The sequence below is a fragment of the Chryseobacterium sp. DT-167 genome (genome assembly GCF_058310155.1).
This window is the reverse complement of the sequence record NZ_JBZEEQ010000005.1, coordinates 80,228-98,377: the sequence shown is the minus strand read 5'-3', so window position 1 is coordinate 98,377 and position 18,150 is coordinate 80,228. Positions and strand designations below refer to the sequence as shown.

The 18,150-nt window shown below is 35.2% G+C and carries 18 protein-coding genes and 1 pseudogene; 5 read left to right on the top strand and 14 right to left on the bottom strand.

Annotation, left to right across the window (positions count from 1 at the left end; translation table 11 throughout):
- Positions 1-11 precede the first annotated feature (11 nt).
- The 4 genes and pseudogenes from AC4FQ5_RS08600 to lptB form a co-directional block, all read right to left on the bottom strand.
- Complete coding sequence (locus tag AC4FQ5_RS08600) at positions 12-965, bottom strand: helix-turn-helix transcriptional regulator (RefSeq protein ID WP_491142470.1); 954 nt, start codon at positions 963-965, stop codon at positions 12-14.
- The gene (locus AC4FQ5_RS08595; protein WP_491142732.1) at positions 965-2,686 is read right to left on the bottom strand and encodes an ABC transporter ATP-binding protein; all 1,722 of its coding nucleotides are present in this window, start codon (positions 2,684-2,686) and stop codon (positions 965-967) included. Before AC4FQ5_RS08595 ends, AC4FQ5_RS08600 begins: the two co-directional genes overlap by 1 nt.
- A 165-nt stretch (positions 2,687-2,851) precedes the next feature.
- On the bottom strand, positions 2,852-3,433 hold the full coding sequence (locus AC4FQ5_RS08590) for a hypothetical protein (RefSeq protein ID WP_491142468.1): 582 nt from the start codon (positions 3,431-3,433) through the stop codon (positions 2,852-2,854).
- 358 nt (positions 3,434-3,791) lie between these two features.
- Positions 3,792-4,517 (bottom strand): annotated as a pseudogene (gene lptB, locus AC4FQ5_RS08585) (LPS export ABC transporter ATP-binding protein); the annotation flags it as partial.
- A gap of 308 nt (positions 4,518-4,825) precedes the next feature.
- On the opposite strand from lptB, the gene AC4FQ5_RS08580 reads away from it, so the two are divergent.
- Positions 4,826-5,554, top strand: coding sequence for a hypothetical protein (locus AC4FQ5_RS08580; protein WP_491142466.1), 729 nt, complete (start codon positions 4,826-4,828; stop codon positions 5,552-5,554).
- 45 nt (positions 5,555-5,599) lie between these two features.
- Positions 5,600-5,782: a hypothetical protein gene (locus AC4FQ5_RS08575; RefSeq protein ID WP_300353328.1), complete on the top strand. Its 183-nt coding sequence runs from the start codon at positions 5,600-5,602 to the stop codon at positions 5,780-5,782.
- Positions 5,783-5,840: 58 nt separating this feature from the next.
- Here the strand turns inward: AC4FQ5_RS08575 and hemB are convergent, their stop codons facing one another.
- The gene (gene hemB, locus AC4FQ5_RS08570) at positions 5,841-6,830 is read right to left on the bottom strand and encodes a porphobilinogen synthase (RefSeq protein ID WP_491142464.1); all 990 of its coding nucleotides are present in this window, start codon (positions 6,828-6,830) and stop codon (positions 5,841-5,843) included.
- A 119-nt stretch (positions 6,831-6,949) separates the two neighbouring features.
- Between hemB and AC4FQ5_RS08565 the strand changes: the two genes are divergently transcribed.
- From AC4FQ5_RS08565 to AC4FQ5_RS08555, 3 genes are all read left to right on the top strand, one after another.
- Positions 6,950-7,300, top strand: a complete 351-nt coding sequence (locus AC4FQ5_RS08565) for a T9SS type A sorting domain-containing protein (protein WP_491142462.1) — start codon at positions 6,950-6,952, stop codon at positions 7,298-7,300.
- Positions 7,301-7,406: 106 nt separating this feature from the next.
- Positions 7,407-8,318 (top strand): ABC transporter ATP-binding protein, encoded by a 912-nt coding sequence (locus AC4FQ5_RS08560; protein WP_491142460.1) that lies wholly within the window; start codon positions 7,407-7,409, stop codon positions 8,316-8,318.
- Positions 8,319-8,323: 5 nt separating this feature from the next.
- A complete protein-coding gene (locus tag AC4FQ5_RS08555; protein ID WP_491142458.1) occupies positions 8,324-9,634 on the top strand; it encodes an ABC transporter permease in 1,311 nt (436 codons plus the stop codon).
- Positions 9,635-9,706: 72 nt separating this feature from the next.
- Here the strand turns inward: AC4FQ5_RS08555 and AC4FQ5_RS08550 are convergent, their stop codons facing one another.
- From AC4FQ5_RS08550 to AC4FQ5_RS08510, 9 genes are all read right to left on the bottom strand, one after another.
- A complete protein-coding gene (locus tag AC4FQ5_RS08550) occupies positions 9,707-10,384 on the bottom strand; it encodes a porin family protein (protein WP_491142456.1) in 678 nt (225 codons plus the stop codon).
- A 17-nt stretch (positions 10,385-10,401) separates the two neighbouring features.
- The gene (gene sucD, locus AC4FQ5_RS08545; RefSeq protein WP_129534654.1) at positions 10,402-11,274 is read right to left on the bottom strand and encodes a succinate--CoA ligase subunit alpha; all 873 of its coding nucleotides are present in this window, start codon (positions 11,272-11,274) and stop codon (positions 10,402-10,404) included.
- An 84-nt stretch (positions 11,275-11,358) separates the two neighbouring features.
- Entirely contained in the window at positions 11,359-12,261 is a 903-nt protein-coding gene (locus AC4FQ5_RS08540; protein ID WP_491142454.1) for an LpxD N-terminal domain-containing protein, read from the bottom strand.
- A gap of 212 nt (positions 12,262-12,473) precedes the next feature.
- Entirely contained in the window at positions 12,474-13,037 is a 564-nt protein-coding gene (efp, locus tag AC4FQ5_RS08535; protein WP_143883968.1) for an elongation factor P, read from the bottom strand.
- Between the two features lie 19 nt (positions 13,038-13,056).
- Positions 13,057-13,404: a hypothetical protein gene (locus AC4FQ5_RS08530; protein WP_491142452.1), complete on the bottom strand. Its 348-nt coding sequence runs from the start codon at positions 13,402-13,404 to the stop codon at positions 13,057-13,059.
- Between the two features lie 15 nt (positions 13,405-13,419).
- A complete protein-coding gene (gene lpxA / locus AC4FQ5_RS08525; protein WP_491142450.1) occupies positions 13,420-14,208 on the bottom strand; it encodes an acyl-ACP--UDP-N-acetylglucosamine O-acyltransferase in 789 nt (262 codons plus the stop codon).
- A complete protein-coding gene (locus tag AC4FQ5_RS08520; protein ID WP_491142448.1) occupies positions 14,209-15,606 on the bottom strand; it encodes a bifunctional UDP-3-O-[3-hydroxymyristoyl] N-acetylglucosamine deacetylase/3-hydroxyacyl-ACP dehydratase in 1,398 nt (465 codons plus the stop codon).
- Complete coding sequence (gene lpxD / locus AC4FQ5_RS08515; protein ID WP_491142446.1) at positions 15,599-16,630, bottom strand: UDP-3-O-(3-hydroxymyristoyl)glucosamine N-acyltransferase; 1,032 nt, start codon at positions 16,628-16,630, stop codon at positions 15,599-15,601. The genes AC4FQ5_RS08520 and lpxD overlap by 8 nt, the downstream gene beginning before the upstream one ends.
- Before the next feature lie 90 nt (positions 16,631-16,720).
- A complete protein-coding gene (locus AC4FQ5_RS08510; protein WP_491142445.1) occupies positions 16,721-17,926 on the bottom strand; it encodes an HD domain-containing protein in 1,206 nt (401 codons plus the stop codon).
- Between the last annotated feature and the right edge of the window lie 224 nt (positions 17,927-18,150).

Sequence of the window (18,150 nt, the reverse complement as noted above, 5' to 3'; positions counted from 1 at the left end):
ATGGGAGATTTTTACGATAACTTTTCTGAAAGTTTTTGAACTAAATCTTTCATTTTAGTCTTTAATAGTTCCGGTTCCAGAATTGTGGCGTAATCTGCAAAAGTGATTAACCAGCGCGGGAAACCTTCATCAATCCATTCTGTTTCGAAGGTCATCTCGATGCCTTTTTCGGTTTCTTTTTCTTCAATCAATCCGTAATAACTTTTAGAATTGATTAAATATCCCATTATTTTTTTATCGACCAGCAATTTTACTTTTGTGGTCGTTTTTGAGGCAACTCTTCGATGGTCATTTATTTTTCCGTATTCCTGAGAAAAAGCGATTTCTGTTTTAGAAATATTCAAAATCCTGTCGACTCTGAACTGTCTGAAATCTTTTCTCAACGTACAAAAAGCCATGATGTACCAGTAAGTAAATTCATAAAAAATTCCAACGGCTTCGATTGCACGATCAGAAACTTTTCCGTCAACAGTTTGATATTCAATTGAAAGCTGTTTTTTCTCGGCAATACTTTCCAGAATAATAGGAATCACATTTTTTATAGAATCATCAGATTTCGGACTGTAATCAAAAATATCAATCTGATTTTCAATATTTTGAATTAATTTTTTATCAGAATGCCTCAAGACCGAACGCAGCTTTTCCATTGCCGTTTTATAATGGTTTCCCAAACTTTGATGAGAAAATTTCTGCATCAGTTTTTCTGCGGTAATGAAACTTAAAACCTCCTCTTTCGTAAACATCACGGGTGGAAGTTTGTAACCATCCATCAGCGAATACCCACTTCCTGCTTCGCCAATAATAGGAATTCCTGCATTTTCAAGCGTTTTGATGTCACGGTAAATTGTCCTTATGCTTACTTCAAATTTTTCAGCCAAATCTTGTGCTCTGACAATCGGTTTTGATTGTAATTGAGTGAGGATTGCGGTGACACGGTCTAGTTTTTTAAGATAATGATCCTGCATTATTTGTAGGTATTAATCAAACGATCTAAATTTAAACTTCTCGCAGAAGCATCAAAAATTTCTCTGTACGATCCGTCTTTTTCAAAAAGTTCGTCATGAGTTCCGCTTTCTACCACCTCCCCTTTTTTCATCACATAGATTTTATCTGAATCTAAGATCTGAGAAAGTGAATGAGAAATGATGACAACCGTTCTTCCTTCTTTGATGGCATCCAAAGAGTTTTTAATCTGCTCAGTTGCGATCGCGTCCAGACTTGCAGTCGGTTCGTCAAGAAAAATGATCGGTGGATTTTTTAAGAATAATCTTGCAATGGCTATTCTCTGTTGCTGTCCGCCGGAAAGTTGGGTTGCATCATGATTGTATTTTTCAGGAAGATCCATAATCTGATCATGGAGGTAAGCTTTTTTTGCAGCTTTCTGGATTTCTTCAAAACTTGCATTCATATTTCCATAACGGATATTGTCTTCAATACTTCCCTGAAAAATGTGGTTTTTCTGTAACACCAAACCGAGATCATTCCTTAGATAAGCGTTTTCAAAATCATTTAAATCAACTTTATCCAGCAAAATTTCTCCGGAATCGGGAAGATAAAATTTACATAAAAGATTGATAATTGTTGATTTTCCGGCTCCGCTTAAACCAACCAAAGCAGTCGTTTTACCATTTTCAATCATCATGGAAACATTATTCAGAGCTTTTGTACCATTAGGATAAGTGAAACTGACATTTTTTAATTCAAAATTTCCTGTGATTTTATTTTCAATGAAAGTTCCGTTGGGTTCCTCTTCGTTTTCGGCATTTAAAATATCAAAATATCCTTCAGCATAAATCATCGCATCATTCATATCATCATAAATCCTGTGCAACTGTCGAATCGGTGCCGAAACATTATTAAACAACATAATATGAAGCATGATTGCACCGATTGTCATTTGCTGATCCAAAACCAGATAAACTGTTAAAAGTATAATTAAAACCACTCCAAATTGCTCGATAAAAGTTTTTAAGCCATCGTAGATAAAATTGGTTTTTCTGGTAAACATCTGACTTCCCATCAACTGCATCTGAAGATCATACTGCTTTTTACCTTCAAATTTTTCACGGACAAAACTTTTAATAACCATAATTGAATTGATCAGATTTAAAAGTCCGGAAGTTTTCTGCTCTCGCTGATTTCTCAAAGTTCTTCTTACTCCTCCTAATTTTTTAGCCTGTAACGAACTGATATAAAAATAAATAGGAACGATAATCGTAGAAACAATTCCTACATAAACATTCTGCATATACATGATAATCAAAGCAATAAATGCATTTGAAAATAAGGGAAGCATATCAATGAAGAAGTTCTGAACCAGTCTCGTCAGACTTTCAATTCCGCGATCGATTCTGATCTGAAGCTTTCCTGACTCGTGGTTCTCATCATTAAAGTAAGCGACTCTGTAGGTCAGAATTTTGTCAATCGCTGATTGCGCTAAAACCGAACTGACATTGATTCTGATCTTTTCACCATAAAATTTTTGTCCGAAATTGATGAAAATATTCAGTAGTTCTTTTCCTAATAAAATGATTGAAATAATAATTAAAATATGAACTCCTTCCGCCATAGGATTGGGCAAATGAGTCAGTTTTGTAACTTCATCCACCGTATATTTTAAGACCAACGGATTGACCTGCGCTGCCAAAGCTCCGAGAAAAGTAAGAAACAAAGTTCCGTAAATCATCGGTCGATATGGTTTTATGAAAGGAATCAGCTGCTTGTAAATTCCAAATAAAGTGACTGTTCTGTTGAAGGGTTTTGCCATGAATTGGTGTTAAAATAAAAACGTACCGTTTTTAAGAGAAAAAGGTACGTTTTATTATTTTTCAGGGCAAATAATTCTTTCGTTCTATTTTTTAAAACTTCCATCATCATCAATATATTTAAATTGGTGACTTTTATCTACAATTACACCTCCTGACTCCTTAAATGTACCAAACATCCCAATCCAATCTTCTTCATCTATTTCTTTCGGTGTATCCCATCTAATAATTCCAAAATTATTATTTTTTTCTTTATCAAGAATAACTCCATATTCGTTATCCAAAAAAACTTTACTTCCAGAAATAAAATCATCATCTATCTTCCAAATATCGGAAATATTAAATATTTGAGACCCTATTTCCATTCCTTTAGATTCGGTAAATTGTCTCCATTCTTTATCTGGCTTAAACCAATTCCAGATATTTGTAAAATCCGCAACATTATCTCCTTCTACCTCATAAATTTCTTCAATTAAAACATTTTTAAACTTCAAGAATTTCAAGTCCGAATTTGTTAAAGCAAGTTCTTCGAGTAATACTTCAGCTTGATGTAATAAATTGAATAGTTTATGAAGTTGATATTTTTCAAAATATTCAATCTTAGATAGATCACTTGATTTACAATAAGCGTTGGTCCTTCTTTTATTAAACAAGTTTTTAAAAAACATATTCTTAAATACTTATTAAGGATTATCCTTCAAACATATACGTTGTAAGATAATGCAGTTCAGGTTTTCCTGCAGCTTTCGATTCCGCTTCTGCCTGTTCGAGAGAATATTGCATATTGATTTCCTTCTTTTGGAAAACAAAAGCATTGTTGGCATTTTTATCTACGATATCATTGAAAATATACTGGATTTCTGAATTCCCTAATGATGAAAAACTGATGTCTTCAAATCCGTACATCAATCTCAAATCGTCAAACTGAGCGAAATTTTCATCTACAAAACTTTGAAACTGAGATTTAGAATCAAAATTTCCTGCCCAGATATTGTACGCATGTTTTTTCTTACTTGGTTTGTCAAAAATACTCTGGTAAACAAAATTTTCCCCTAAATAGGCTTCTCTTACCTGCGGATCGTTTGCCAGTTCTTCCGGTAAGCCTTCTTTTAAGATTTTACCTTCAAACATGATATACGTTTTGTTGGTGATCGCCAAAGTCTGCTGTACGTTGTGATCGGTAATCAGAATTCCTATGTTTTTGTCGGTCAGACTTCTTACGATTTTCTGAATATCTTCTACTGCAATCGGGTCAACTCCCGCAAAAGGCTCATCCAGCAAAATAAAACTCGGACTGGTTGCTAAACAACGTGCAATCTCGGTTCTACGTCTTTCACCACCGGAAAGTAAATCTCCACGGTTTTTTCGGACGTGTTGTAAAGAAAACTCTTCGATCAGTTCATCACATTTTATTTCCTGTTCACGTTTTGAAAGTTTCGTCAGCTGTAAAACACCCATGATATTATCTTCAACAGATAATTTTCTGAAAACGGATGCTTCCTGTGCAAGATAACCGATTCCTTTTTGGGCTCTCCGGTACATCGCATCGGTTGTGATCTCCTGTTTATCGAGGAAAATTTTTCCGGAGGTCGGCTTTACCAAGCCTACGATCATATAAAACGAAGTGGTTTTCCCGGCTCCGTTCGGACCAAGCAAACCAACAATTTCTCCCTGTTGAACTTCTACAGAAACGCCTTTTACAACTTTTTTGGGACCGTATTCTTTGATTAAGTTTTCTCCTCGTAAAATCATAAAGGCAAAGATAAAGTTTTTTTGAATTTAAATTTGAGATTAAAAAGCGGTTGATTCAGTTTTATGAAAATTTAAGGTTATTTTAAAAATTGTGAATTTAAATTAACTTTCAGTTTGTCATAGCATACGGATCTGAGAAGGTTGTGAAATAGTTTTGTCGTCCAGATTCCTGACGGAATAACAAACTTTGTGCTTAATATTAAGTGGATAATAACGGCTGGCTATAAATTTTACAATAATTTTATTTTACTGAATTATATCAATTGGTATTTTTCTTAAATTTAAGCATCAATCATCATTTAAATTTTATGGAAAACAACCAACAACTGACTGATTTGCTGGCTTTGGATCTGGGAATAAATCTGATCAACCGAAGACCTTATGCAAAAGAAGTTTTCAAATGGCAGGACATTGATCTTCTGCCCCATTCTTCTATAGATACTTTGCTCTGTGAAATCTACGAATGGAACGGAAGAAACTGGAGAACGACCAACAATAATCTGATAGGTTTTCTCTTTTCTGAAGGACAATTGAAAACAGTTAAAGATCAACTTTTGAATGTTCCAAAACATGCGGCGTTGATTCCCGATTTTGAATTTACAAAGGAAAATATGGTTGAATATGGTCTTTCGCTGCCTTCTTTATTCAATATTGGAGTCAACGGAAATATCAACAGTGCCAAAAGTTTTTCTATCCGTGTTAACGGAGTAACAAAATCAAGAATTACCAATATTGACTCTCCGGGAATTGAAATTCTTAGGAAATATTCAGAATTCACAGATTCAGAATCAAAAACTTACCGCAAGAATATTAAATTCAATTATTTAAGCACTTCACTTTTTTATGCTGAAAGTGTAGAAATTTTCCTGGAGAAAGAAACCGGCGTGCGTTTAGATGTGAGTTTCCAAACACAGGATGTGGAAGTTGAAGCCAAAGTTGATACGGATACTAAAAAACATTTCGTTTTAAAATATTCAGGAAATCAAGCTCCCTTTGCGGCAAAATTCACCAAAGGAAAAGATTTTGATATTATGTGATGTTTTTTTGTTAATTTAGTTTTTCACTAATCAAAAAATATTATTATGAAAAAGTTAACAAGAAAAAATCTAATGAAAATTAATGGTGGAAATATAAGATTTCCAGACGAAAATGGTAATTGCCAGCCAGGATGGTATCTATGCCCGTCTAATATATGTGTATATGACAACGGTGGACAAAATCCTATTGTTCCGGGATCTCTTCATTACAATGCATGTTTTGGATAGCAATATTTAAAAAAACCACTTCAAAATTGAAGTGGTTTTTTTAAATATCTTTCAGTATTTATCTGTTTAAAAGAATCGCAGCTTCTTTTGCGGCATACGTAAAAATCATATCCGCTCCTGCTCTTTTGAAGCACGTTAAACTTTCAATGATTGCCTTATCGTTGTCTAACCAACCGTTTTGAGCAGCAGCTTTCAGCATTGCATATTCTCCGCTAACATTGTAAACCGCAATTGGTAAATCGATGGCTTCACGCACTTTTGAAACGATATCCAAATACGGAAGTCCCGGTTTTATCATGATAATATCTGCACCTTCTTCCACATCTTTGAAAACTTCATTTAAAGCTTCACGGGAATTGTGAAAATCCATCTGATAGGTCTTTTTATCTTTCGGGATTTCCATATTATCTTTCGGAGCACTGTCTAAAGCACTTCTGAAAGGTCCGTAAAATGAACTTGCATATTTTGCAGCATAGCTCAAAATTCCGACATCATGGAAACCATTTTGTTCCAAAGCTTCACGAATTGCCAAAACTCTCCCATCCATCATGTCGCTTGGTGCCACAATGTCTGCTCCGGCTTCCGCATGTGAAACGGACATTCTAGCCAAAGCTTCGTTGGTTGCATCATTAAGTATTTTTCCGTTTTCTATAATTCCGTCATGACCGTAAATTGAATATGGATCTAAAGCTACATCAGGCATAATAATCATTTCCGGAACAGCATCTTTGATTGCTTTAATGGTATTTTGCATCAATCCGTCTTTGTTCCATGCTTCTTTTCCTGTGTTGTCTTTCAGATGTTCTGAAACTTTCATGTACAGATTGACTGCTTTCACCCCTAAAGAAAATAATTCTTTACATTCTTTAACTGTCAGATCAATGCTGCGTCTGAAAATTCCGGGCATTGACGAAATTGCTTCTTCTTTATTTTCACCTTCCATCACGAAGATTGGCATTACAAAGTCGTCTGTAGAAAGGCTGCATTCTCTCACCAATCCTCTCATAGATTCATTTACTCTCAATCTTCTGTTTCTTGAATATATCATTTTGGAATACTTTTTGAATAATTTATTGCAAATTTAATATAAGTTCTATAAAAAACTATTGTAGATGATTATAGAATTTATTACTTTTGTTAGTAATAATTATGCAAATAATACGTTAGATGAAAAAACTTTTACTTTTAATTATATTCACGGGCGCTTTTGTTGGTTTTTCCGACAATATTAAAGCACAGATAAAAGAGCCTTCTTCCACTTCTCAGAAGTCTGATGATGGGGTTCTTACTGCATACCCGAATCCTGCAAAAGAGTTTTTGGTAGTAAAAGCCAAAGATTCTTCTTTAAAAATTAAATCAGTTATTTTTTATTCTATATTGGGAACACAAGTTGCCAATTACAATGTGAATGCAAACAAAGCTGAGATCAATATTGAAAAATTAAAACCTGGAAAGTATCTGATCCGCTATATTCTCAGCGACAATACCCAAAAGGTTACTCAAATAGTAAAACAATAATATTAAATCCTGATAATCATCAGGATTTTTTCTTTTAGATTTCTTCTGTTTTAATAATTCCGTAACTTTCGGATTATTTTTATACTCATAGTAAAAAAACAACTTAATGCTAAAAGCTGAACACATTACTAAAACTTACAACGCCGGAAAGAAAACCGCTTTGGAAGATTTTAGCATTCATGTGCCCAAAGGAAGTATCTACGGTCTTCTGGGACCCAACGGAGCAGGGAAAACCTCTTTTATCCGTATTATCAATCAGATTACACAGGCAGATTCCGGAGATGTTTTCATCAACGGTGAAAAACTGAATCCGAATCACATCAAAGACATAGGTTATATGCCTGAAGAAAGAGGGTTATATAAAAATATGAGTGTGGGAGATCAGATTCTTTATTTCGGAGAACTGAAGGGGATGAAAAAAAGTGACGCTCTTAATGAAGCCAAAAAATGGTTTGAAAAATTACACATCGATCAATGGTGGAAGAAAAAACTTTCTGAACTTTCAAAAGGGATGGCTCAGAAAATACAGTTTGTGGTAACTGTACTTCACAGACCGCATTTGCTGATTCTTGACGAGCCATTTTCAGGTTTTGATCCTGTAAATGCTAATTTGATTAAAGATCAGATCATCGAACTTAAGAATAACGGGACAACAATTATTCTTTCTACGCACAGAATGGAAAGTGTGGAAGAAATGTGTGATTATGTAGCTTTAATTGACAATTCAAAGAAAATTATTGACGGAAGAGTTTTTGATGTACGAGAAAAATTCAAGAAAAATATTTTTGGAATTACGCTTTCGGATGTGAATAATGAGCAACTTCAAAATTTCCAGAATAAATATGAAATTTTCAATTTATCAGAACAAAACAATCTGATTTCTTTTGACCTTAAAAATACAGTGAATCAAAATGATATTTTACTTGATCTTGTACAGGCAGGAAAAGTAAGATCGTTTGACGAAAAAATACCGAGTATGAATGAAGTGTTTATTAATGCCGTAGGTAATCATTCTTAAATTTTATGAAAAATATTATTTTAATTACAAAAAGAGAATTTCTTACGCAGGTAAAGAAAAGATCTTTCATTCTACTTACTTTATTGGCTCCGTTAATGATCATCGGATTTGGCGCAGTGATCGGATTAATGTTTAAAGCTAATGAATCACATAATGTTATTGAAGTAGTAGACAACAGCGGACTTTTCAAAGGTCAGCTTAAATCTAATGATAAACTGGAATACATTTTCGTTCCCGTCGCTGATGAAAAATCTAAAATTAAAAATCTTAAAGGCAATGAATCTTTAGATGGAATTTTGATTCTGCCTCAGATTAACAGTCAGAATTTCGATGACTTAGAAAAAAACACAAGACTGGTTGTCAATACAAAAATCGGTCTTGACACGAAACAGCGTATTATTTCTGATATCAGCAACGTTATTAAGAAAGAAAAAATCAAGCAGTTAGGTATTGCAGAGTCTCAGCTCAACAATCTTGATAAAAGTTTTGAACTGAAAACCATTAATGTTTCAGAAGATAATAAAGAAGATTCTGACCTTGCTTTTGGAGTGAAAACGGGGTTGAGTTTGGGTTTAATGTATGTCACTTTCATGTTTATCATCATTTACGGAGTACGTGTGATGAGAAGTGTTTTGGAAGAGAAAAACAACAGAGTAGTAGAAATCATCATCTCCTCGGTAAAACCTTTTGAACTGATGATGGGAAAAATTTTAGGCGTTACAATGGTTGCACTTACACAGTTTATTATTTGGATTACGATGTCAGTAATTGGCGCATTAGTTTTAAATACAGGCTTTTCATCCATTCAAAAAAATATTCCTGGAGGCAATGAAGAATTATCTGATAAATTGGATATTACACAGATTGCAACTCAGGTTTCCCACAGTTTATTGGATTTAAATTTTCCTCTCATCATCTTTGTGTTTATTGTGTTTTTCCTTTTGGGATATATATTTTACAGCTCAATTTATGCTGCAATTGGTTCTGCAGTTGATAATGAGACAGAAACACAACAGTTTACTTTATTTGCTATTTTACCTTTAACATTAGGAATGTATGGGAGTTTTTCTTTAATGAATAATCCTGACGGACCTTTAGGGTTCTGGTTATCAATTATACCTTTCACTTCGCCTGTTGCGATGATTGCAAGAATACCTTACGGCGTTCCGGCTTGGCAAATTGCTTTGTCTATTTTCTTATTATTAGCCACGACTATTTTTATGATTTTCCTTGCTGGAAAAATTTACAGAGTAGGAATTTTAATGTATGGAAATAAAGCTACGTTGAAGGAACTTTGGAAGTGGATCAGAAGTTAAAAGCTTTTTCAAATAATAAAAAAACTCCCAAGATGCTTATCTCGGGAGTTTTTATGTTTTGAATTAAAAATTTTATTCGAAAATATAACTTAGGCTTAAGCTAAGAACCTGCTCAGATTTCTTTTTCCCGGCATTCGGGTCCTTAGTAAAATCCTCAACAAGGTCTGGATAAGTGTTTGAAACCCCGAAGTCATATTTTAAAGCCAATTCCAGCTGTCTCTTGTAGCTATAACCAACTCCAACACCTACTGCGAAGTTGAAGCTGTTGGCTTTTCCGCTGATCTGTGGATAATTGGGAACAGTTACATCCGGATCATAATAAGGTCTGCTTGCGGGTACGTTCTTAACATTCTGACTTAATAAAAAATTAAATCTCGGACCAATAATTCCAAAAAATTCTGATTCTGCTTCAGAAAAATATCCTTTGAAATAAATAGGTACGCTCAAATAATTATTCGCATACATTGCATCATAACCATCAGCATTTTTAGCATCTTTATCTTTCCCAGATTCTCCGGCTCCGTAATACGTTACCTCCGGTTGAAGATAAAATTGATTGGCTCCTCCCATTGGGATTAATGCTAAAACACCACCCTGAAAAGCAAATCTTGCTCCTGAAGGATTGTGCGCGTTCTTAACTCTCGAATAGTTTCCACCAGCAGTAACACCGAATCTTGTACTACTAAAATCAATCTGTGCGAAAGATAAAGTAGAAAGCACTAAAGCTGATGCTAATAAAATTTTTTTCATATCATTTTGTTTTTAAATTATCCTAAAACTTTTGCAACGGTAACACCAATATCAGCAGGGGAATCTACTACATTGATACCGTTTTCTCTCATAATTTCCATTTTAGCCTGAGCGGTGTCTTCGTCACCTCCAACAATAGCACCTGCGTGCCCCATTGTTCTGCCTTTAGGAGCAGTTTGCCCGGCAATAAAACCAACAACCGGTTTTGTAGAACCGCTAGCTTTGTACCATCTCGCAGCTTCAGCCTCAAGACCACCACCGATTTCACCGATCATTACAACCGCTTCAGTTTCCGGGTCGTTGATGAATAATTCCAAAGCTTCTCTTGTTGTAGTTCCAATGATTGGATCACCACCGATTCCGATCGCCGTAGAAACACCGTAACCAGCTTTTACAACCTGATCAGCAGCTTCGTAAGTAAGAGTTCCTGATTTTGAAACGATCCCTACTTTTCCTTTTTTGAAAACGAAACCTGGCATAATACCAATTTTAGCTTCATCAGAAGTGATGATTCCCGGACAGTTTGGTCCGATCAATCTGCATTCTTTGTCAGCGATATAAGATTTTACTTTTACCATGTCTGCAACAGGAATACCTTCAGTAATACATACAATTACTTTGATACCCGCTTCAGCAGCTTCCATGATAGCATCTGCAGCAAATGCAGGTGGTACAAAAATGATACTTACATTGGCTCCGGCTTTTGCAACAGCATCAGCAACCGTATTAAATACCGGCTTCCCTAAGTGCTCGCTTCCTCCTTTTCCTGGAGTAACACCACCTACTACGTTCGTTCCGTATTCAATCATCTGACCTGCATGGAAAGTACCTTCGTTCCCTGTAAAACCTTGTACAATTACTTTAGAATCTTTGTTTACTAAAATTGACATTTTATTGTTGTTTTAATTTATTTTAATTAATGCTCACAAATTTACTTATTTTTCTTTGATTTCAGATAAAACCAATGTAAATTGTTACTCAAGATTTCTCAGTTTCACCTCTTTTTTAAGGTAAGTTTTATAATCTTCTGCGAACATCCCGATGTACGTTCCTTTTTTGAGATCTCTGTTGACTCCGGTCTTACCTAAAAGTACAGAGCCTGATTCAATATTGTTCCCCGAAGCAATACCCACCTGTCCCCATAAAGTGACCTCATCACCAATGATGCAACAGCCTGCAATACCAACCTGAGAAGCAATTAGACATTTTTTACCAATCACAGTATCGTGACCGATCTGAATCTGATTATCTAAAACAGACCCTTCACCAATGATGGTAGAATCTGTTACTCCGCGATCAATTGTACAGCCGTTTCCGATTTCTACATTGTTTTCGATAATCACGTTTCCTACAGAGATTAAACGGTCAAAATTTCCGTTGACTTTTCTGTAATAAAATGCGTCGCCTCCCAAAACAGTATTGGACTGGATAATCACATTATCACCAATTACGGTGCGGTCTCCGATGACAACATTTGGGAAAATAATGGTGTTGTTTCCTATGGTAATGTTGTTTCCCAGAACTGCGGATGGATGGATTTTTGTGCCCTCTCCTATTTCCACATCATGAAGTGTTTCTGTGAAATTATAGATTTTGGTGAAATGGGTATTTATTTTATTGAAATTTCCGAACGGATCGTCGGAAATCAACAACGCTTTTCCTTCCGGACATTCTACTTCTTTATCAATTAAAATAATGGTAGCAGCAGAATTTAAAGCTTTATCGTAATATTTTGGATGATTAACGAATACAATTTCACCCGATTTTACTCTGTGAATTTCGTTGGTCCCAAAAACCTGAAAATCTTCGGAACCTACGAATTTCGCTCCGATAAGATCTGCAATTGTTTTTAGTTTTTGTGGCTGATGAAACGTCATATTTTAATGATGTTTTTTAATTTATCGATCTTGTCACGGTTTAAACTTAGACAAGTTTTGTTTTCGGTTTTGAGTTCGCAGCCCGACTTGAACGGAGCTCTTTTTTGCGAAACAACGTGTAGCAAAAAAGCGGGAGTGGAAGGCGGAAAAGCTGCCATAAATAAAAATGAAAGCCTAAAGATCAACTTCAGACTTCCATTTATATACTCTTTTTATTTTACTCTTTCTAAGTAAGAACCATCTTCTGTGCTTACTTTAATTTTATCACCCGGCTCGATGAATAAAGGAACCATTACTCTTGCTCCTGTTTCTACAATTGCATTTTTCAGAGCATTGGTTGCTGTATTTCCTTTTACACCCGGATCTGCTTCTACAACTTCCAGATAAACAGACTGAGGCAATTCTGCAGAAAGCGGAGTTTCGTCAGCTTCTTTCAAAATAATTGTCACTTCCTCTCCTGCCTTCATCAGGTTTGAGTTTTCAATCATTTCCTTATTTAGGTACAATTGTGAGAAATCTTCGTTATTCATAAAGTGGAAACCGTTCTCATCATCATAAAGATACTGGAATTTTCTTGTAATTACTTTTACCTCGTCAATTTTATGACCTGCAGAGAAAGTATTATCAATTACTTTACCGTTGGTTACCGATTTTAGTTTTGTTCTCACGAAAGCGGGACCTTTACCCGGTTTTACGTGAAGAAACTCGATTACTTTAAAAATATCATTGCTGTATTCTATGCAAAGACCTTTTCTGATATCGTTACTTGTTGCCATTAATTTTTATATATTATTTTTATTTTGATTTGTAAATCTGAATATTCAGTAGCTGCCTTCCGACTAGATCAACCGCATCAATTCTTGGTCTGTAAAAAGTACCTGCATCTACTGAACTTACAGAACGATTATTAATAATAGAATTAAAATTGATATTATTGATTAAAAGCTGATCAAGATTTTTATTGACTTCTGAAGAATTATGCAGATCTGAATTCAGATTTGAAAATGACTTTTTTGAATAATTCAGAATAGAATTCACATTTTTAACTGCCAGAGAATCTTTCACATTCAAAGACATATTTTTTTTCTGTTGTGCAAAGACAAAAGTAGATAATACTGTAAAGATTAAAACTGAATTTTTCATCATATTAAATTTAAATTATTCTTTCCCAGTTCCGTATCCTTTTACAATACCTCTAGGAGAATTCTGGATAAACTGTAAAATTTCATCTCTTTCAGCAGTCGGAAGCATCTCTTTTTCTATGTGAGAAACTGCCTGAGAAACATTCATTTTCATCTGAAAGATTGCTCTGTAGATTTTCTGAATTTCAAATATTTTATCGTTGGTAAAACCTCTTCTTCTTAAACCTACAGAATTGATCCCTGCGTAAGACATCGGTTCCCGCGCAACTTTTACATAAGGTGGAATATCTTTTCTTACCAGGGTACCTCCTGAAATCATCACGTGCTTCCCAATTTTCCCAAACTGGTGAACAGCACTTAAGCCTCCCATTACGGTAAAATCTCCGATTTCAACATGACCGGCAATACCACATCCGTTAACAATGATTACGTGATCACCAATAATGCAATCGTGAGCAATGTGAGAAGTTGCCATAATCAAACAGTTGTTGCCAATTTTAGTATAGCCCAAAGCTTTTGTTCCCCTGTTTACAGTCACACATTCTCTGATTGTTGTCTCATCACCAATGATTGTCTGCGTATCTTCACCATCAAATTTCAGATCCTGTGGGATGGCAGAAATTACAGTTCCGGGAAAAATCCTGCAGTTTTTTCCGATTCTCGCACCATCCATTATGGTAACATTTGAACCGATCCAGGTACCTTCACCTATTTCTACATCACCTGCAATGGTAGTAAATGGTTCTACAATTACATTTTTACTGATTTTTGCACGTTTATCAACGGCGGCTAATTGATGAATCATTTACTCAACTTTATTTTTTGCAACCTGAGCCATAAGCTCAGCTTCTACTGCTATTGTATCACCAACATATCCGTAACCCTGCATATGCACAATACCTCTTCTGATAGGTTCAATCAATTCAATTTTGAAAATCATCGTATCACCAGGAACGACTTTTCTCTTGAATTTTACTTTATCCATCTTGATGAAATAGGTAGAATAATTTTCAGGATCCGGCACACTCGCTAAAACCAAAATACCGCCTGTCTGTGCCAAAGCTTCTACCTGTAAAACTCCCGGCATTACCGGCTCTTTTGGAAAGTGACCAACAAAGAAAGGCTCATTCATTGTCACATTCTTTAAACCTACCACGTGAGAATCTGACAATTCTAAAATCTTGTCGATTAATAAAAACGGTGGTCTGTGAGGCATTAGTCTCATAATTCCGTTGATATCAAAAACAGGTTCTTTATTTAAATCAAAATCTGGAACGTTTTTCTTTTTCTGTAATTTCCACTGTCGGTTCAGCTTTTTAGCAAACTGAGTATTTACAAAATGTCCAGGCTTGTTGGCAATAATTTTACCTTTAATTTTAACTCCGCATAATGCCAAATCACCGATTACATCTAATAATTTGTGTCTTGCAGCTTCGTTTGGATAGTTTAAAGTCAAATTATCAAGAATACCGTTTGGTCTGATCGCAACGTGATCTTTTCCAAAAGCTTTCTTTAATTTTTCTGTGGTTTCAGCAGTTAGATCTTTGTCTACGTAAACAATTGCATTGGAGATATCTCCCCCTTTGATCAGACCGTGATCAAGAAGCATTTCCAATTCATGCAAAAAGCTGAATGTTCTTGCAGAAGAAATCTCTTCTTTAAACTCTGAAATATTTTTAAGTGTCGCATTCTGAGTACCTAAAACTTTAGTCCCAAAATCTACCATTGTAGTAATTTCGTAATTATCTGAAGGGATAATTGTAATTTCCGAACCGGTTGCAGGATCGCTGTAGCTTAAAACTTCTTTTACCACCAAATATTCTCTGGCTGTTTTTTGCTCTACAATTCCTACACTTTCGATAGCTTCTACGAAAAATTTAGAAGAACCATCTAAAATCGGAGGTTCTGAAGCATTCATCTCAAGATAGGCATTATCGATATCACAACCAACCAAAGCTGCTAAAAGGTGTTCACAGGTATTGATTTTTACGCCGAGCTTTTCAAGAGTTGTACCTCTTTCTGTCGCAACCACATAATTAACGTCTGCTTCAACTTGGGGATGCCCCTCCAAATCTGTTCTTACAAAGATGAAACCCGTATTTTCTTTTGCAGGTTTGATGGTCAATTTTACTTCTTTACCAGTATGAAGGCCAATTCCGGATAGAGTAACCTCTTCCTGAAGTGTTTTTTGCATATCACTCATTAGTCTGATCTTTTGAGTTATTCTCAAGATTATTTATTCGTTTTACGAGCTCAGGAAGATTCCTGAAATGAACGTAACTTCTTAGATAGTCGTTATAGCTGATTGCTGGTGAACCATACACTGTTTCTTTATCATTCACGTGAGAATTTACACCACTTTGTGCCTGAATTTTCACCTGACTTCCTATTTTGATGTGTCCCACGATTCCTACCTGTCCGCCGATCTGGTTCCAGTCGCCAACAATTGTGGAGCCCGCAATACCGGTTTGTGAAGCAATCACATTGTTCTGACCTATTTTTACGTTGTGTGCGATCTGAATCAAATTATCGATTTTTGTTCCTTTACCGATTACTGTAGAACCAATTGTAGCTCTGTCGATGCTACAGTTTGAACCGATTTCAACATCATCTTCAATGATCACATTACCCAATTGAGGAATTTTTTTGAAACCTTCAGCAGTCGGCTGAAACCCAAAACCATCTCCGCCAATTACTGTATTGGAATGAATTACACAATTGTCACCTATAATGCAATAATCGTATATTCTTGCGCCGCTGTCAATCTTGCAGTTTTTACCAATCTTCACCCCTTTTCCTATATAAACCTGAGGATAAATCTGCGATCCCTCCCCGATTTTAGCTTTTTCGGAAACATAAGTGAATGCTCCGATATAGGTTTTATCACCTATCACAGCGGTTTCGTGAATAGAAGCTCCGTCTTCCACCCCTTCCTTTCTTCCCTGCATTTCCTGATACAGATTCATGAGCACCTGAAAAGAAAGATAGGCATCTTTCACAGCGATAATGGTCTGATTATAGCTTTGCTTTGTTAAAATATCTTCCGAAACTATAAGAACGGAACAGTCTGATGTATCTAAATAATGAGAAAAACGTTCCTGGGCAATAAAAGAAAGATGCCCTGTTTCCCCACTTTCAATAGGTGAAACTCCTGTTATACGCGCATTGTCATCGCCTATAATTTTTCCGTCAATAAAACTCGCAATTTGCGAAGCTGTGAATTCCATATTCTGCAAAGATAACAAATTCTATTATTCACCAACATTTTTTAGATTGAGTAATATAGATTTTAATATTCTTTAAGAAATCCGAAGCTTTTACTTTCTTGGAAAAGTGAGGATATAACGTGTTGTTATGTTGGTAATCAGTCCAGATAAAAGCTGATCTTCTGACTCGTCAAGTCTTAAAATTTTACCGCTTTTCTGTAATAAATAAATAGGCTGCTTATCTGTATTGTAAGGTAAAAGTGTTCTTTCAATCTCGTGTACAAGTTCGTGAGCATTATTTATTCCAAAAAATGCATTGGTCTCTTTTACTTTTTCTTCTACAAATTCCGGGTCGAAAGGCTGTGAAGAAATGATCGTTCTGGGAAGGTTTCGCTGAATGACACATTCACACCAATAAGAAAGAATAAAATCATCAGATTTTTGCCACAACTTCATCGCATGAATAATATCATTATCATCCATTTGGGTAAATCTTTCTACATCTTCATCGGTTGCAGCACTTTTTTCACGATGCAGAAAGTATTTTAAATTTTCTGTTGCGGGTAAATCTACTCCCTGCGAAGCCAGATATTTTGCTCTTTCTAAAATTTTAACCAAAATAAATTCTGCTAAAGCCGATGTTTTGTGATAATATACCTGCCAATACATAAACATTCTCGCTGTAAGGAAGTTTTCAATCGAATAAACACCTTTTGCATCAATCACCAACTCATCTTCGCAGACATTCATCATCGAAATAATTCTTTGAGTATTTACATTTCCTTCAGAAACTCCAGTGAAAAAACTGTCTCTTTTTAAATAATCTAATCGATCAACATCCAATTGTGAGCTGATCAGCTGGTTAAAAAACTTTCTGTGGTATTTCCCCTGAAACATTTCGATTGCAATTGACAACTGACCGTTGAATTCATCATTTAATCTGTTCATTAATAATAAAGAAAGATTCTCATGATGCCAATCATCCATCAACATATTTTCCAATGCATGAGAAAAAGGACCGTGACCGATGTCGTGCATCAAAATTGCCAACATCGCCCCTTTTTCCTCCTCCTCAGAAATCTGAATTCCTTTCTGCTTTAAAGTTTCTAAAGCCGTAAACATTAAATGCATTGCTCCTAAAGCATGATGGAATCTTGTATGCGTCGCACCGGGAAAAATTAAATTCAAAAGTCCGGTCTGGGAAATCCTTCTCAATCTTTGGAAATAAGGGTGTTCTATGACGTCGAATAAAATCTCATGAGGAATTTTAATAAAACCGTGAACAGGATCGTTGATAATTTTAAGCTTGTTTTGCATTGAAATATACTGTGATAATTGCAAAATTAAGGTATTAATGTCAAATCTGAGATAATCATAAAATTTAATCGAATGAATTTTTATTAATAATGCTTTAAAACCTGAAGATTTTAGCCTATCTTCATACCACATATTACAAATGATTGCGACAGAATTTCTTTAACTAAGATTTAACTTTTAAACCCGCCAATTTGGCTTTTGTTAAAGGCTTTTGGTCGCAGTTT

Excerpts from the sequence above, each read along its gene's own strand:
- AC4FQ5_RS08600 (WP_491142470.1), bottom strand. The coding sequence starts at position 965 with ATGCAGGATCATTATCTTAAAAAACTAGACCGTGTCACCGCAATCCTC.
- AC4FQ5_RS08595 (WP_491142732.1), bottom strand. The coding sequence starts at position 2,686 with ATGATTTACGGAACTTTGTTTCTTACTTTTCTCGGAGCTTTGGCAGCG.
- AC4FQ5_RS08590 (WP_491142468.1), bottom strand. The coding sequence starts at position 3,433 with ATGTTTTTTAAAAACTTGTTTAATAAAAGAAGGACCAACGCTTATTGT.
- AC4FQ5_RS08580 (WP_491142466.1), top strand. The coding sequence starts at position 4,826 with ATGGAAAACAACCAACAACTGACTGATTTGCTGGCTTTGGATCTGGGA.
- AC4FQ5_RS08575 (WP_300353328.1), top strand. The coding sequence starts at position 5,600 with ATGAAAAAGTTAACAAGAAAAAATCTAATGAAAATTAATGGTGGAAAT.
- hemB (WP_491142464.1), bottom strand. The coding sequence starts at position 6,830 with ATGATATATTCAAGAAACAGAAGATTGAGAGTAAATGAATCTATGAGA.
- AC4FQ5_RS08565 (WP_491142462.1), top strand. The coding sequence starts at position 6,950 with ATGAAAAAACTTTTACTTTTAATTATATTCACGGGCGCTTTTGTTGGT.
- AC4FQ5_RS08560 (WP_491142460.1), top strand. The coding sequence starts at position 7,407 with ATGCTAAAAGCTGAACACATTACTAAAACTTACAACGCCGGAAAGAAA.
- AC4FQ5_RS08555 (WP_491142458.1), top strand. The coding sequence starts at position 8,324 with ATGAAAAATATTATTTTAATTACAAAAAGAGAATTTCTTACGCAGGTA.
- AC4FQ5_RS08550 (WP_491142456.1), bottom strand. The coding sequence starts at position 10,384 with ATGAAAAAAATTTTATTAGCATCAGCTTTAGTGCTTTCTACTTTATCT.
- sucD (WP_129534654.1), bottom strand. The coding sequence starts at position 11,274 with ATGTCAATTTTAGTAAACAAAGATTCTAAAGTAATTGTACAAGGTTTT.
- AC4FQ5_RS08540 (WP_491142454.1), bottom strand. The coding sequence starts at position 12,261 with ATGACGTTTCATCAGCCACAAAAACTAAAAACAATTGCAGATCTTATC.
- efp (WP_143883968.1), bottom strand. The coding sequence starts at position 13,037 with ATGGCAACAAGTAACGATATCAGAAAAGGTCTTTGCATAGAATACAGC.
- AC4FQ5_RS08530 (WP_491142452.1), bottom strand. The coding sequence starts at position 13,404 with ATGAAAAATTCAGTTTTAATCTTTACAGTATTATCTACTTTTGTCTTT.
- lpxA (WP_491142450.1), bottom strand. The coding sequence starts at position 14,208 with ATGATTCATCAATTAGCCGCCGTTGATAAACGTGCAAAAATCAGTAAA.
- AC4FQ5_RS08520 (WP_491142448.1), bottom strand. The coding sequence starts at position 15,606 with ATGAGTGATATGCAAAAAACACTTCAGGAAGAGGTTACTCTATCCGGA.
- lpxD (WP_491142446.1), bottom strand. The coding sequence starts at position 16,630 with ATGGAATTCACAGCTTCGCAAATTGCGAGTTTTATTGACGGAAAAATT.
- AC4FQ5_RS08510 (WP_491142445.1), bottom strand. The coding sequence starts at position 17,926 with ATGCAAAACAAGCTTAAAATTATCAACGATCCTGTTCACGGTTTTATT.